General features: G+C 51.9%; 12 protein-coding genes. All 12 read left to right on the forward strand.

The annotated features are described in order from the left end of the window. Positions 1–67: 67 nt before the first annotated feature. The 12 genes from G367_RS0108120 to lpxC all read left to right on the forward strand — a co-directional run bounded on the left by G367_RS0108120 (position 68) and on the right by lpxC (position 15,795). The gene (locus tag G367_RS0108120; RefSeq protein ID WP_020412619.1) at positions 68–1,828 is read left to right on the forward strand and encodes a peptidoglycan D,D-transpeptidase FtsI family protein; all 1,761 of its coding nucleotides are present in this window, start codon (positions 68–70) and stop codon (positions 1,826–1,828) included. Further along, the gene (locus G367_RS0108125) at positions 1,825–3,354 is read left to right on the forward strand and encodes a UDP-N-acetylmuramoyl-L-alanyl-D-glutamate--2,6-diaminopimelate ligase (RefSeq protein WP_020412620.1); all 1,530 of its coding nucleotides are present in this window, start codon (positions 1,825–1,827) and stop codon (positions 3,352–3,354) included. The genes G367_RS0108120 and G367_RS0108125 overlap by 4 nt, the downstream gene beginning before the upstream one ends. Beyond that, positions 3,351–4,730 carry a UDP-N-acetylmuramoyl-tripeptide--D-alanyl-D-alanine ligase gene (locus tag G367_RS0108130; RefSeq protein WP_020412621.1) on the forward strand — a complete coding sequence of 460 codons (1,380 nt, stop codon included), beginning with the start codon at positions 3,351–3,353 and terminating at the stop codon, positions 4,728–4,730. Before G367_RS0108125 ends, G367_RS0108130 begins: the two co-directional genes overlap by 4 nt. Further along, positions 4,730–5,815: a phospho-N-acetylmuramoyl-pentapeptide-transferase gene (gene mraY, locus G367_RS0108135; RefSeq protein ID WP_020412622.1), complete on the forward strand. Its 1,086-nt coding sequence runs from the start codon at positions 4,730–4,732 to the stop codon at positions 5,813–5,815. The genes G367_RS0108130 and mraY overlap by 1 nt, the downstream gene beginning before the upstream one ends. Before the next feature lie 6 nt (positions 5,816–5,821). Then, complete coding sequence (gene murD, locus G367_RS0108140) at positions 5,822–7,201, forward strand: UDP-N-acetylmuramoyl-L-alanine--D-glutamate ligase (RefSeq protein ID WP_020412623.1); 1,380 nt, start codon at positions 5,822–5,824, stop codon at positions 7,199–7,201. Then, the gene (gene ftsW / locus G367_RS0108145) at positions 7,198–8,421 is read left to right on the forward strand and encodes a putative lipid II flippase FtsW (protein ID WP_020412624.1); all 1,224 of its coding nucleotides are present in this window, start codon (positions 7,198–7,200) and stop codon (positions 8,419–8,421) included. The genes murD and ftsW overlap by 4 nt, the downstream gene beginning before the upstream one ends. Further along, positions 8,421–9,518: an undecaprenyldiphospho-muramoylpentapeptide beta-N-acetylglucosaminyltransferase gene (murG, locus tag G367_RS0108150; protein WP_020412625.1), complete on the forward strand. Its 1,098-nt coding sequence runs from the start codon at positions 8,421–8,423 to the stop codon at positions 9,516–9,518. Before ftsW ends, murG begins: the two co-directional genes overlap by 1 nt. A gap of 29 nt (positions 9,519–9,547) precedes the next feature. Next, a complete protein-coding gene (gene murC, locus G367_RS0108155) occupies positions 9,548–11,011 on the forward strand; it encodes a UDP-N-acetylmuramate--L-alanine ligase (RefSeq protein WP_020412626.1) in 1,464 nt (487 codons plus the stop codon). A 69-nt stretch (positions 11,012–11,080) separates the two neighbouring features. Continuing rightward, positions 11,081–11,827, forward strand: coding sequence for a cell division protein FtsQ/DivIB (locus G367_RS0108160; protein WP_020412627.1), 747 nt, complete (start codon positions 11,081–11,083; stop codon positions 11,825–11,827). 111 nt (positions 11,828–11,938) lie between these two features. Next, on the forward strand, positions 11,939–13,174 hold the full coding sequence (ftsA, locus tag G367_RS0108165) for a cell division protein FtsA (RefSeq protein ID WP_020412628.1): 1,236 nt from the start codon (positions 11,939–11,941) through the stop codon (positions 13,172–13,174). Positions 13,175–13,262: 88 nt separating this feature from the next. Further along, on the forward strand, positions 13,263–14,492 hold the full coding sequence (gene ftsZ / locus G367_RS0108170; RefSeq protein WP_020412629.1) for a cell division protein FtsZ: 1,230 nt from the start codon (positions 13,263–13,265) through the stop codon (positions 14,490–14,492). 391 nt (positions 14,493–14,883) lie between these two features. Continuing rightward, positions 14,884–15,795, forward strand: a complete 912-nt coding sequence (gene lpxC / locus G367_RS0108175) for a UDP-3-O-acyl-N-acetylglucosamine deacetylase (RefSeq protein ID WP_020412630.1) — start codon at positions 14,884–14,886, stop codon at positions 15,793–15,795. Positions 15,796–15,825: the final 30 nt, after the last annotated feature.

Below are 15,825 nucleotides of genomic sequence, written 5' to 3' on the forward strand. Positions count from 1 at the left end.
GGGTTGTTCAAGAGAGCCCTGAAGGAATTTGATTTCAAAGTGAAAAAATAACGCCAACTGGAAAAATATGGGCGCAATCAAGAAAAAGCAAGTTCAACCGGGAATTGCCCGCTGGCGTTTTGTGCTGGTGGCAGCTCTGTTATGCCTGCTTGCAGTGGCTTTGGTGCTACATCTGGCGCGCTTGCAGGTTGTGCCCGCTGCAGAACGCGGTTATCAGTTTCTACAGGACCAAGGGCGTGCGCGGACTATTCGCACGGAGGAAATCGCTGCTTATAGGGGCTCCATTGTCGACCGCAACGGCGAACTACTAGCGGTCAGCACACCGGTGCATAGTTTGTGGGCAAACCCCAAGCTTTTGAAAGAAAGTGGTATTAAAAAGCTTGATGAGTTAGCCCGGGCCCTTGAGTTAAAGCCATCTAAATTTGCCACGCGCTTGGAAAAGTACCGCAATAAAGAGTTTATGTATTTGCGCCGTCACTTGACCCCTGAACAGGCCGGCAAGGTACTGGATCTCGGGCTTTCTGGGGTTTATAGCAAGAAAGAATACAGACGCTTTTACCCTGCTGGGGAGGTGGTTGCCCAACTTTTGGGTTTTACCAATATTGATGATCGTGGCCAGGAGGGTCTGGAGCTGGCCTACGATAAGTGGCTTTCTGGCCAACTTGGTGCACAGCAAGTAGTAAAGGATCTAAAAGGCCGCACTGTCCAGGAGCTGGCCATTCAGAGAGAAGCACAGCCAGGCCAGGATTTGCGCCTGTCCATCGATATGCGCCTGCAATACCTGGCTTATCGTGAGTTAAAGCGAGCTGTTGCTGAAAATGGTGCTGCCTCGGGTTTTATGGTGATTCTCGACACCCATAGTGGCGATGTGTTGGCGATGGCCAACCAGCCCTCATTTAACCCCAACAACCGCAAAGGCGTGAAGGCCTCAGCCATGCGTAATCGCGCCCTAATCGACCAGTTTGAGCCCGGTTCCACGGTAAAACCCTTGACTGTGTTAGCTGCTCTGGAAACCGGGCGCTACAAACCTCACACCCAGATTGATACCAGCCCCGGCTATATACGTGTGCCAGGCAAAACCCTGGTTGACCCGGTTAATTATGGCAAGTTGGATCTCACTCGCATTATCACCAAGTCGAGCCAGGTTGGTATCACAAAAATTGCCTTGGATCTGGAACCAAATTCGCTACGGGAACTCTTTTACCGCCTGGGCCTGGGAGAGGCAGTTGGCAGTGGGTTTCCTGGAGAGACACCGGGCATTCTGCCAAGCCGTAGTCGCTGGCACCCAATCGAGCGGGCCAATTTTGCCTTCGGCTACGGTTTAACAGTAAATGCTGTGCAGTTGGCTCAGGCCTATAGCGTGCTGGCCAATGCCGGGCTCAAGCGACCAGTCTCCCTAGTGTTATCTGGGGATAAAGTCGATGTTGAGCCCGAACGGGTGATTGAAGGGCCGCTGGCGCAGCAGGTAACCGCCATGTTGGAGACGGTTATTGGTGCTAGTGGTACGGGGCGTCGAGCCAAGGTGGACGGTTATCGTGTTGCTGGTAAGACCGGCACGGTGCACAAAGTCGGCCGCAGAGGTTATGAAGATAGTCGTTACCGCTCGGTATTTGCTGGCTTTATCCCTGCTGACAAACCCCGCCTGGCTGCGGTTGTAGTTATTGATGATCTCAGCCATGACAAGTATTCCGGTGGTGAAGTGGCGGCACCGGTATTCGGATCGGTAATGGCTGGAGCTATGCGCCTGCTGCAGGTACCGCCAGAGCAAGTGGAGCCAGCGGAACGACAGCTGGCCGCGCAGTTAAGCGAGAGAGGTTCAAAATCGTGACTCAGCGCGAAAAACAATTTATTTCCCTACAGGAATTAGTGCCAGGTTATGCGGGTATCCCCGATATTGCCGTTAGTGGCGTTGCCCTGGATAGTCGCAAGGTAAAAGCCGGCGATGTATTTATGGCGCTGCGCGGTTCTATCGTTGATGGGCGGGAATATATTGACTCTGCAATTGAGGCTGGCGCTGCAGCAGTGCTAGCTGATGGCGATACACTGGAATGTAAAAGCCGCGGTGACATTCAGATTGTTAGTGTGCCGGGTTTGGCCAAGCGTGTTGGTGAGATTGCCTCGCGTTTTCATGGAAACCCCAGTGGAGAAATGCATCTGGTTGGGGTGACCGGTACTAATGGTAAGACTACTTGTGCCTACCTGACTTCTCAATTATTGGCCCATCATTTTGGCAACGCCGCTGTGATTGGCACCATTGGTAATGGTATTTGGAATGACGGGGAAATTGAGTTACAGGAAACTGGGCTCACAACGCCAGACCCTGTGTATCTGCAGGCAGACTTTGCCAATTTTCGGGATCGTGGAGTACGAGCTGCGGCAATGGAGGTTTCCTCCCACTCCCTTTCCCAGGGGCGTGTGCATGGTCTGATTTTTGATACGGCTATATTCACCAACCTTTCCCGCGACCACTTGGATTACCACGGCAATATGGCTGCATATGGTGCTGCCAAGGAAAAACTGTTCGGGCTGCCGAAGCTGAAACGCGGCATTATCAACTTGGATGACCCTTTTGGTGCCCAGCTGGCAGAGCGCTGTAAATTGCGCGGCCTGCGTGTGCTGACTTACGGACTGCAAGCTGGTGACCTGCATGTGACCGATCTTTGCCGTCATGAAAAGGGCTTTTCTGTTGAACTCGATTCACCCTGGGGGCGTGGTGAATTAAACGCGCCCCTGATCGGGGATTTCAATATTTACAATGCACTCGCGGTAGTTGCAGCGGCGGCATCTGCAGGCATGCCGTTTGAGGAAATTCTCGCTGTTTTTCCCACTATAAAAGCGGTGCCTGGCCGTATGGAGCGAGTACAGGTAAAGGGGGCGGATGAAGTGGGAGTGTTAGTGGATTATGCCCACACCCCGGATGCTCTGCGCGCTGCCTTGGCTGCTGCCCGCCCATACTGCCGAGGCAATTTACTCTGCGTGTTTGGCTGTGGTGGCGACCGGGATAGCGGCAAGCGTGCATCCATGGGGCGCATTGCCTCAGAGATGGCCGATCGTGCAATTGTGACCAGCGATAACCCCCGCAGTGAAGAACCACAAAAAATTATCGACGATATTCTTGAAGGCGCCGCCAATAATATTGAAGTGGAAATCGATCGTGCCAAAGCTATCGCCCAAGCTGTCGCAGCGGCACAACCGGGGGATATCGTCCTTATTGCAGGCAAAGGTCACGAGGATTACCAGATTATCGGTAGTGAAAAAATTCATTTCTGCGATCGAGAACATGCTGCGGCAGCACTGCGTTTGCGCGCTGGCAAGTCTGCGCAGGCTGAGGGTATGGAGGGAGAAACCCAGTGATCAGGTCTTTGTCCCTGCAGGATTTACAGGCCCGTTTTGGCGGTGAGCTGGTTAACGGTTCCGTGGAGTTTTCGCAGGTGTTTACTGATACCCGGAAACTCAATCCCCAAGCTTTGTTCGTGGCATTAGTGGGTGAGAACTTCGATGCGCATGATTTTGTAGGCGAGTTGGATGGCCAGGTATTGGGGTTAGTGGTTGATCGCGAAGTCCCCGGTTGCAGCTTGCCGCAGTGGAGGGTGGAGGATACTACTGTAGCCCTTGGACAGATTGGCCTGATGTGCCGCGAACAGTTTACGGGACCGGTAATTGCTATCACTGGCTCTTGTGGCAAAACCACCGTCAAGGAAATGCTCTCGGCTATTTTTTCCCAGCGCCACACGCCCTGTGTGACCAGGGGGAATTTGAACAATCAGTTCGGCTTGCCAATGACCCTCTTTGGCCTTTCTGATCAGCACGATGTACTGATTCTGGAAATGGGGGCCAGCGGGCCTGATGACATCGGTTATTTGTGCGGTATCGGCAAGCCTCTGGTCAGCGCAGTCAATAATGTGATGCCTGCCCATGTGGAAGGCTTTGGTTCGGTGGATGCCATTGCTAGGGCAAAAGGGCAGATTTACTCAGGTCTGGACGTTGGTGGTACTGCAATTATCAATGCCGATGATAACTATGCGGATTACTGGCGGCAGCGCATGCCGGAAGGTGTGCGCACTTTGGAGATAGGTCTCTCCAATCAGTGTGCGCTGTACGCTGAGAATATTGAGTTGGATGCAACCGGCTGCGCCGCATTTGACTTGGTTATTGAGGGTGTTACGCACCCAGTTAAGTTGCAGTTACTGGGCGAGCATAACGTTCACAATGCCCTTGTTGCTGCCGGCTGCGCTTTTGCCGCAGGCATCCCGGCTGCGGAAATTGTTCAGGGGCTGGCAAATATCAGCGGGGTATCCGGGCGTCTGCAGGAGCAGCCAGGCATCGCCGGAGCGACGGTGATTGATGATAGCTACAACGCAAACCCGGGTTCAGTAGGGGCCGCTATAGAGCTGCTCGCGCAACGGCCGGGTAAGAAAATTTTGGTATTGGGCGATATGGGTGAATTGGGCCCTGACGCCGAGGATATGCACCGTGGTGTCGGTGCCCTAGCGCGCAAGCGGGGGCTTGATGCGCTATTTACTTTTGGGCCGCTGGGTACTGCCGCCAGTATGGCTTTTATCGAGGGGCGCCATGAGTCTCTGCGCAATTACCGGGAAAGAGAGCTGCTGATCGCGGCTGTGACTCAAGAGCTTGACAATAATACTACCGTACTGGTGAAAGGTTCTCGCAGCGCTCGAATGGAACTGGTAGCGCAGGCACTGCTTGGCAACAGCAGAGGGGAGATGTAATGCTGCTTTGGCTGGCGGAATTATTACAACAACATGTGAGCACCTTTGCGGTGTTCAATTATTTAACTGTGCGCGCAATTCTGGCAGCACTTACTGCCTTGGGAATTTCCCTGATTGTTGGGCCGCGCATGATCAACTGGCTCAATCATTTACAGGTTGGGCAAGCCATCCGTGACGATGGCCCTCAGAGCCACTTAAGTAAATCGGGTACACCCACTATGGGCGGTACACTGATACTTGCCTCTATTTTTTCCTCTGCACTGTTGTGGTCGGATTTGGGTAACCGCTACGTATGGGTAACCCTGTTGGTTACCTTTGTATTTGGTGCTGTCGGTTTTGTCGATGACTATAAAAAAGTTGTACATAAGAACCCGCGCGGCTTAATTGCCCGGTGGAAATATTTCTGGCAATCCATTGCTGGCTTGGGCGCAGCGATTTATCTCTATATGAGTGCAACAAGCCCGGCGGAAACTCAATTTTTTGTGCCTTTTTTCAAGGATGTTGCCATTAACCTGGGGCCAGTGAGCTTTATTTTACTGACTTACTTTGTCGTAGTCGGCTCCAGTAACGCGGTCAACCTGACCGATGGCCTGGATGGTCTAGCCATTATGCCAACGGTAATGGTAGGCGGAGCCCTGGGAATTATTGCTTACTTATCTGGGCACGTTGAGTTTGCCAATTATCTGCATATTCCCGCAATTGCCGGAGCTGGGGAGTTGGCAGTGTTTTGTGCAGCTCTGTGTGGCGCCGGGCTCGGTTTTTTATGGTTTAACACCTATCCCGCCCAGGTATTTATGGGAGATGTGGGTGCGCTGGCACTGGGTGCGGCACTGGGAATCATTGCGGTAATTACGCGGCATGAAATTGTACTGTTCATTATGGGTGGCGTTTTTGTAATGGAAACAGTTTCTGTCATCCTGCAGGTGGCGTCATTCAAACTGACTGGTAAGCGTATTTTCCGCATGGCACCGCTGCATCATCATTTTGAATTAAAAGGTTGGCCGGAACCACGCGTAATTGTGCGGTTTTGGATTATCACTGTGATCCTCGTATTAGCCGGGTTGGCAACACTCAAGCTTAGATAAAAACAAATGAGCCTGATCGCGACTTCTTCGCAACAGAAAGTGGTAATTGGTCTTGGCGCTACCGGAAAATCGGTGGTGCGCTATCTGCTGCGTCACGGTCACACACCTGTGGTTGTCGATAGTCGTGAAAAGCCGTCGGGATTAGATGCTTTTTATAAAGAGTTTCCGCAAGTGCCGGTGGAAACCGGAGCGTTACGTCCAGACACACTGCTTGCAGCCAGCTTAATTATTGCCAGCCCAGGCGTTGCCCTGGCTGAACCTGTGTTGCAACAAGCTGTGGCCGAGGGTATTCCCGTGATTGGGGATATTGAGTTATTTGCCCAAGCGCTTATACGTGAAAAGTCTACCGCAAAGCTAGTGGCAATTACCGGCTCCAATGGCAAAAGCACGGTAACCACCTTACTTGGCAAGATGGCTGAGGCGGCAGGTGTCGATGTGCGTGTGGGGGGAAATATTGGTGTACCGGTATTGGATTTACTTCAGAAGCCTTTGCCGCAATTGTTCGTTTTGGAGCTTTCCAGTTTCCAATTGGAGACGACCTATTCGCTAGCGGCAACTGTCGCCACGATTTTGAATATGAGTGCGGACCATATGGACCGCTACCCCAGTATGGTGGAGTACCACCGGGCCAAGCAGCGGGTTTATCGCGGTGCTGAACAATTTGTTGTCAATCGCGCTGACCCCCTCACTCAGGGGCCCTTGTCACGAGAGAGACGTGAGTGGACTTTTGGCCTGGACCAGCCTGATCTTAATCAGTTTGGTGTGCGTATTGTCGATGGGCAGGGTTGGCTGGTTCAGGGTACTGAGCGACTGCTGCCGATAGAAGCAATGGCCATGGTGGGCAAGCACAATGTTGCCAATGCTCTCGCAGCGCTCGCACTGGGTAATGCTGTTGAATTGCCTATGCAGGCAATGCTTGGAGTGCTGAAGACCTTCCGAGGGTTACCACATCGATGTGAGCGGGTGGCCGACCTGGATGGGGTTATTTATGTCAATGACTCCAAAGGTACGAATGTGGGCGCAACCCAGGCGGCGCTGGATGGCCTGGCAACGGAAAGCCGTAAAATAGTATTGATTGCTGGTGGCGATGGCAAGGGCGCTGACTTTTCTGCATTGAGCAGCAGTGTAAATACACTGCGTGCAATGGTTTCTATTGGTGCCGATGGCGATAAGGTCGCTCAAAGTTTTGCAGACGAGTGTGAAATTTGTCGGGCTGAATCTATGGTGGATGCCGTCGCTCAGGCTCGAAGACTGGCGCATAATGGTGACTACGTATTGCTGTCGCCGGCTTGTGCCAGTTTTGATATGTATCGTAATTTTGAAGCCCGAGGCGATGATTTCCGCAATTCGGTTCTCGCACTTTGTGAAGCTGGGGGGGCTGGATGAACGAACTCCCGGCACCTTCAAATAGGCGAGATTTCCTCGATGCCCTATTGCCGCTCAGTGTACTGGCACTGGTCAGTATCGGAGTGGTGATGGTCGCTTCTGCTTCTATCGCGTTTGCGAGCGATATTTATGCGGACCCCTGGTATTTCCTTAAGAGGCATTTGGCATTCCTGGCGATAGGCGCTGTGGTGGCACTGGTTGTGAGCCAGATTCCGTTGGCTATTTGGTCGCGCTTGTCATGGCCGCTTTTACTGTTTTCCTGCCTGTTACTGATTGTCGTATTGGTGCCAGGTATTGGGCGTGAAGTAAATGGTAGTCGTCGCTGGTTGGTTCTTGCCGGGATTACCATCCAGCCTGCCGAAGTGGCCAAGTTTTGCATGCTGGTATTTTTTGCGAGCTTTTTGACTCGCCGTAACAAGCAGTTGCATCACTGGAGCAGTTTTATGGTTCCGGTGGTTATTTTAGGCACTGTTGCACTATTGCTGTTATTACAACCGGACTTTGGTTCTGTGGTAGTGCTTTCCGGTACAGTGCTTGCAATGGTTTTTTTGGGTGGGGCTCGGTTGCCACACACATTCCTGCTGGTAGCGGCAGCGGCCTGTGGACTTGCCTTGATGGCTCTCACGAGCCCCTACCGCTTGCAGCGACTACTGACATTTTTAGACCCTTGGGGCGACCAGTTTGCCAGTGGCTACCAGTTGACCCAGTCGTTAATCGCTTTTGGTCGGGGAGAGTGGTTTGGTGTGGGTCTTGGTAATAGTGTGCAGAAACTATTTTATCTTCCCGAGGCGCACACCGACTTTATTTTCGCCATCCTTGCCGAGGAATGGGGCATGGTTGGCGGCCTGGTGGTAGTTGGTCTTTTTGTGGCATTGACCTACTCGCTACTGCGTCTTGTACGTACGGCTTTGACTCAGCAGAAATTCTTCGCAGCACTATTGGCCTTTGGTATGGCTGTGCAGTTGGCTGGACAGGCTTTTGTAAATATGGGGGTGGCTTCGGGTTTATTACCAACCAAGGGACTGACCTTACCTTTCGTCAGTTCCGGTGGTAGCAGTTTAATAATTTGCTGTGCGCTACTTGGATTGGCATTGAGAATTCGCAGTGAATTGCACGCGCAATCAGATGGTGGTAATGCAGCCCTCGGTCTTTTCAGGCAGCTACCAATGTTCGGCCTGGCACGTTCCGGCGGCACCATGAGCCATGGGGAGGCAGTGTAATGTCCCAGAGCGAAAAGATTTTTCCCGGCAAGAAATTTTTGGTAATGGCAGGTGGTACCGGAGGGCATGTCTTTCCCGCATTGGCGGTGGCTAAGGCCTTGCATGATCAGGGTGCCAGTGTTGAATGGTTAGGTACCGAGCGCGGAATAGAAGCGCGTTTGATTCCCGAGGCGGATATCCCGCTACATTTTATTCGAGTGGAGGGGGTACGTGGTAAAGGTAAACTGGCCCTCTTAAAGGCACCATTACAGATAATACGCGCTGTTTCTCAGGCGCGCGCAGTGATTAAAAAAGTACAGCCAGACTTGGTGCTCGGTTTTGGAGGGTTCGCGACAGGCCCTGGTGGTGTGGCTTCAAGGGTTTGCGGGGTTCCGCTGATTATCCACGAGCAAAACGCAGTGGCGGGGACTACTAATCGTTTACTATCCCGAATTGCCAACAGGGTATTAGAAGCTTTTCCCAGTGGCCTGCCCGGTGCTGTACAGGTCGGCAACCCTGTGCGCAGTGAGATTGCCTCCTTACCGGAGCCTCAGTTGCGTATAGGCACAGAGTCACCTTTGCGCTTGCTGGTGCTGGGAGGCAGCCTGGGAGCAGTGGCTATTAATGAGCTGGTGCCCAGGGCGATAGCTCAATTACCAATTTCTCTGCGACCGCAAGTAGTACATCAGTCGGGCGAGCGCCACTTGGACTTGGCTCGGGAAGCGTATCGTACTGCAGGCATAGAAGCTGAGGTTGTACCTTTTATTTCAGATATGGCTGAAGCTTACAGCGCAGCGGATCTGATTATTTGCCGGGCAGGTGCTTTAACTGTATCTGAAATTGCCGCCGCAGGAGTAGGCGCAATTATGGTTCCTTTCCCATTTGCTATTGATGACCACCAGACACGCAATGGGGAGTGGTTGCAAAGTGCGGGGGGGGCTATTGTGGTTCAACAGAACGCAATGGATGTACAGGCGCTTTCCATGTTGTTACAGGAACTTCTTTCGAGTCCAAAGAAACTACTGGAGATGGCTGTGGCCGCACGGCGCGCAGCTAAAACGGATGCGACTGAGCAGGTAGTGACTGCCTGCAGTGAAGAACTGGCTTTGGCCAGATAATTAATAGTAAGTGGACGAAGGTTAAGAGAATGTCTTCTGAGCGTACAAACGCAGATAAAAGTTACGCTGTTCCTGCGATGCGCCGCATCCGCCGTATCCACTTTATTGGGGTTGGTGGTGCTGGAATGAGCGGCATCGCAGAAGTATTGCAGAACCAGGGCTATGAGGTTTCCGGTTCTGATTTGCGTGAGTCACCGGTGACAGAGAGGCTGCGTAAACTCGGTGTCGAAGTGCAGATAGGGCACAGTGAGGCAAATATTCAGGGCGTAGACGTTGTAGTGAATTCGTCAGCAGTACATGGGGATAACCCTGAGTTGATTGCTGCCCATAACAAGCGTATTCCGGTGGTGCGTCGGGCAGAGATGCTTGGTGAGCTAATGCGCTATCGCTATGGGATTGCTGTTGCTGGGACTCACGGCAAAACTACGACAACCAGTTTGATTGCTGCGATTTTTGCCGCAGATAAAAAAGACCCCACCTTCGTTATTGGTGGTTTGGTCAATGCAGCTGGAGCTAACGCGGCGTTGGGTGAAAGCCGATACCTGATTGCTGAGGCGGATGAAAGCGATGCTTCCTTTATTCACCTGCAGCCTATGGTAACCGTAATTACCAATATTGATGCGGATCATATGGAAACTTACGGCGGCGACTTCGAAAAAGTGAAGCAGATCTTTATCGATTTTGTTCACAACCTGCCATTTTATGGTCTTGCCGTGGTCTGTGGTGACGATGCAAACGTGCAGGAAGTGATACCGAAGTTTTCGCGCCCAGTGCTCACGTACGGTTTTTCTGAGGGCAATGACTTCCGTATCGTCGAGGTAAACCAGGAACCCTTAAGAAGCCACTTTACTGTCCAGCGCCCTGGTGGTGACTTGTTGCGGGTATCAGTCAATACACCAGGTATCCATAACGTACTCAATGCTACTGCAGCGATAGCCGTTGCATCTGATGAGGGTGTCAGTGATGAGGCTATCCGCAAAGGGCTGGATGGTTTCCAGGGAGTGGGGCGTCGCTTCCAAATCTACGGAAATTTCTCAGTTAGTGACGACGGTAGCGCAGAAAAAGTGATGCTGGTGGACGATTATGGCCACCACCCTCGAGAGGTTGCTGCGACGGTCAAGACTGTGCGTGATGGTTGGCCTGAACGGCGACTGGTAATGATCTACCAGCCCCATCGCTATACGCGGACCCGGGATCTTTTCGAAGACTTTGTTCAGGTTCTGTCAGAGGTGGACAAACTAATTTTGTTGGATGTATATAGCGCGGGTGAATCGCCAATCCCAGGTGCTGATGGTCGTACCTTAGCACGCAGCCTGCGCAATCGCGGTCAAGTTGATCCAATATTTGCTGAGACCATCGATCAGGTTCCACCAGTGTTGGCGGATTTGTTGGAGCCGGGAGACATCGTTTTGACTCAGGGGGCCGGGAATGTCGGAGCTTTGTCCCAGAAGTTGGCACAGTGGCGCCTGGGCGAGAAGACTTCCGAGGCTTAAGGTACGGTGAGGTCTGCAAAAAAAAAGCTAACGCGAAAGAAAGATAAGCCAATTCGCGGAGCTAGCCCCATGGGGGGCGACGGCAGCACAGGCAGAATTAACTGGCGCCCCTGGTTGCTGTTATTACTGGTGGCAGGCTTGGTTATTGGGCTTGGCAGTGGAGGATTGTGGTTGTGGCAGCGCCTACCAGCAATCCAGCTGAGTGAAGTGGATACACTGGAGCAGGTTGAGGTTCGTGGCACTTTTAATGCGGTGTCTGAGGAGCAATTAAAAGAAATTTTGTTGCCCTATCTCCAGGCTGGTTTTTTTTCCGCAGATATTCGGGCGATGCGCTCTGCGATAATGGCCAATCCCTGGATTACTTCGGTGTCGATTAGCCGTCATTGGCCTAAGGGTGTTGTGGTTGAGGTGACAGAGGCTCAGCCATTAGCAGTTTGGGGTAAAGCGCACTTACTGGTAGCTAGTGGAGCTTTACTACCGCGCCCAGCGCATATGCGTCTCGGTGCATTACCTGAACTTGCTGGGGACGAAGAGCTGGTTGGACAAATTATGTCTCAATACCAGGCTCTCGCGGGTCTTTTAACTACGCGGGATATGGAAGTAAAACGCTTGTCATTTGATGACCTTGGCGGCTGGCACCTGGAGTTAGTGTCGGGAATTGAATTAAAACTCGGGCATGATGCGTTACTGGAGCGGGTTAACCGCTTCCTTTTCCTGAGTCGTGGCTTGCTCGCGCCGCATTTACATAAGATAGCGGGGGTGGATACCCGTTATGGTAACGCGGTTGCGGTTCAGTGGAAGAACGAAGAAAAGTAAACAGGGATGCAGCGAGAGCTGCTGTTGAAAGTAAAGTTTAAAGGCGAGGCTTGTATCCAGGTGGAATGAATAAACAGACCCTGGACGCAGCCGAGCGAGGTTGGAACAAAAATGACACAAGTATCCGATCAGCGCATGATTGTAGGACTGGATATCGGCACATCTAAAGTAGTCGCCATTGTCGGTGAGGTCTCGGCGAATGGTGAACTAAATATTGTCGGTATAGGCTCCCACCGTTCCACCGGAATGAAAAAGGGTGTAGTAGTCAATATTGAGTCAACGGTGCAGTCCATTCAACGCGCAGTAGAAGAAGCAGAGTTAATGGCTGGTTGCGAGATTCACTCAGTTTATGCCGGGATTGCCGGCAGCCATATTCGCAGTCTCAATTCCCACGGTATTGTTGCCATTAAAGACCGGGAAGTAACCCAGCAGGATCTCGATAGGGTAATTGATGCGGCTCGGGCAGTGGCTATTCCTGCTGACCAGAAAATTCTACATACACTGCCTCAGGAGTACCTGATTGATAACCAGGAAGGAGTGAAGGAGCCGCTGGGTATGTCTGGCGTGCGACTGGAAGCGAAAGTACATCTTGTCAGCGGTGCTGTTAATGCGGCTCAAAATATTGAGAAATGTATCCGTCGCTGTGGCCTTGAGGTTGAGGATGTCATTTTGGAGCAATTGGCCTCCAGTTATGCCGTACTGACTGAAGATGAAAAAGAGCTGGGAGTGTGCATGGTGGATATCGGTGGCGGCACCACTGATATTGCAGTCTTTACCGGTGGCTCGATTCGCCATACGGGTGTCATTCCTATTGCGGGAGATCAGGTCACCAATGATATTGCTATGGCCTTACGTACTCCGACACCGCATGCAGAAGATCTGAAAATTAAATATGCCTGCGCCCTGGCAAAGCTTGCGCGGGAAGGTGAGACCATCAAGGTGCCGAGCGTTGGGGATAGAGCGCCCAGGGATTTGTCTCGGCAGGCGTTGGCTGAAGTCGTTGAACCGCGTTACGACGAACTGTTTACTTTGGTTCAAGCAGAATTACGTCGCAGTGGTTTTGAGGACCTGTGCGCAGCAGGTGTAGTTTTGACTGGAGGCTCTTCAAAAATGGAGGGTGCAGTTGAGCTGGCTGAGGAAATTTTTCATATGCCGGTGAGGCTTGCAGTACCTCAGGGAATTTCTGGATTGACTGATATTGTGAGCAATCCAATTTACTCCACTGGAGTTGGATTATTGATGTATGCGATGCAGCAGGAAGAGGCTGCAGAGGGCAGAATGCAGCCTGCGCGTAACGATAATCCGTGGTGGGATAAAGTAAAGCACTGGTTTCGCGGTAATTTGTAATAGCGTGCAACCAGAATTAGCCGTCCCATAAGGGATTTTTTTTAGGCGTGGCTGTAAAATTCGACATGAGCAAGAAAGGGGAACAGCGATGTTCGAGCTAGTTGATAGCGTACAGGATAAACCTGTCATCAAGGTAATAGGGGTCGGAGGCGGTGGCGGCAATGCTGTTAAGCATATGATGGCCAACGACGTGGAGGGTGTGGACTTTATCTGCGCAAACACTGACGCCCAAGCACTGAAAGATATTCAGGCGCAAACAATCCTGCAGCTTGGCAACACCATTACCCGCGGCTTGGGTGCTGGAGCCAATCCCGATATTGGCCGTCAGTCAGCACTGGAAGATCGCGATCGCATCGCTGAGGTTCTGACAGGTGCAGATATGGTATTTATCACCGCAGGTATGGGCGGTGGTACTGGTACTGGTGGTGCCCCAATTGTTGCTGAAATTGCAAAAGAATTAGGTATTCTCACCGTCGCAGTTGTTACCCGCCCCTTTAAAATTGAAGGGCGTAAGCGCACTGTAGTTGCCGAGGAAGGTATTCTTGAACTGCGCGATAAAGTCGACTCACTGATTACCATCCCTAATGATCGCTTGCTGGAAGTATTGGGCAGCAAGATCACTATGAAGTCTGCCTACAAAGAGGCTGACAATGTTTTACTTGGTGCGGTACAGGGTATTGCTGATCTGATGATCCGCCCCGGTATTATGAACGTGGACTTTGCCGATGTGCGCACAGTTATGTCTGAGATGGGCATGGCGATGATGGGCTCCGGTTCCGCTATCGGTGAAAACCGTGCCCGAGAGGCAGCGGAAAAAGCTGTGCGCAGCCCATTACTGGATAACGTGAACCTGTCCGGTGCCCGCGGTATCCTGGTGAATATTATTACCGGCAGCGAAGAAGCCGGCTGTCAGGAGCTGACTCTGGGTGAGTACTCAGAGGTTGGTGAGATTGTTCAGGAAATCGCTTCCGACGAAGCTACTGTTGTGATCGGCACCGCGGTGGATGACAAGCTCGGAGACGAGATGCGAGTAACCGTTGTGGCAGCAGGTTTGGGGGAGGGTACCCCGGCAGTTCGCCCTGCTAAGGTGGTGGACAACGCTCGCCGCGCAGATGCGCGAGAGGTGCGTGAGCCTCGTGAGTCCCGCGATATGCGAGAGAGCCATGGCGCAGCTGGTCTGGTGTCCCGTGAAGCTACTGACCCTCGCCCCCGTGTAGAGGTTGAGCGTCCCAAGCGACCAGCACCTGCACTGAATCCTGCTGATGCGGATATGGAGTACCTGGATATTCCAGCCTTCCTCCGCCGCCAGGCAGATTAAGTGTCGGCACCACAGTGGCAGTACACCGCTCATGTCCGCCCGATCCCCGGATCGGGTGTCGCTTCTGTGGTGCGGCTTACCCTGAGTTGCTCGGATATTAGTGTAAGCAGTTTTTTAAATAAGACTTCCTTGGGAATCTTTTAGACTGACAGGTCGAGAAAAATAAGATAATTAACAATTTTTTACAGTGCTCATGGAGTTTGAGATCTTAGAATGCTGTCTTAGCGACTGAGATGTGGCGTTCCAATCTTTGCTTGGGCTATCCTTTAGGGTAGGTGGCGGATGTTGTAGTGACCACCCCCTCATAATTGGTATTGGCGTCGCAATTATGCTAATATCGGCGGCTTGCTGCGCATTAGGCGTAGACCACCGACTGGGAAAAGATAGTTTCATGATCAAACAGCGCACGCTTAAGAATGCTATTCGCGCCACTGGCGTAGGTCTGCACACTGGTAAAAAGGTTGTCCTAACCCTTAAACCAGCGCCCGTAGACACCGGCATCGTGTTCCGTAGAACCGACTTGGACCCGGTGGTTGAAATAGAGGCCCGTGCAGAGAATGTTGGGGATACCCTCCTTTCCACTACCCTGGTAAAGGGTGATGTACGTATTGCTACCGTTGAGCACCTTCTCTCGGCCATGGCTGGACTCGGCATCGATAATGCGGTTGTTGAGTTGTCTGCCCAGGAAGTGCCGATTATGGATGGTAGTGCAGGCCCGTTTGTATTTCTGATTCAGTCCGCAGGTATTCAGGAGCAGTCCGCGCCGAAGAAATTCCTGCGTATCAAGAAGCCAATTACAGTTGAAGAGGGCGACAAAGTTGCCAGCTTTCTGCCATTTGACGGCTTCAAAGTGTCCTTTACGATCGACTTTGATCACCCGGTATTCCAGGGGCGTAACCTGACGTCTTCTGTAGATTTTTCCAGCACTTCTTTTGTTAAAGAAGTGAGCCGGGCACGCACTTTTGGTTTTATGCACGAAATTGAATACCTGCGTTCCAAAGGATTGGTCCAGGGTGGATCAGTGGATAATGCTATTGTGATCGACCAGTACCGTATTCTGAATGAGGGTGGGTTACGATACGAAGACGAATTTGTGAAACACAAAATTCTCGATGCTATTGGTGATCTGTACCTGTTGGGCACCAGCCTGATTGGTGAGTTCAAGGCATTCAAATCTGGCCACTCATTGAATAATAAGTCCCTACGCCACCTGATGACCCAGAAGGATGCCTGGGAAATGGTGACCTTTGAGGGTGAGCAGGAGGCTCCTATCTCCTACATAAAGCCAATACTGGCAGTATGATCCTCTCGCGAAAAGCCGGCACGACATTGC

Source organism: Microbulbifer variabilis ATCC 700307, from assembly GCF_000380565.1.
Classification (GTDB): Bacteria; Pseudomonadota; Gammaproteobacteria; order Pseudomonadales; family Cellvibrionaceae; genus Microbulbifer; species Microbulbifer variabilis.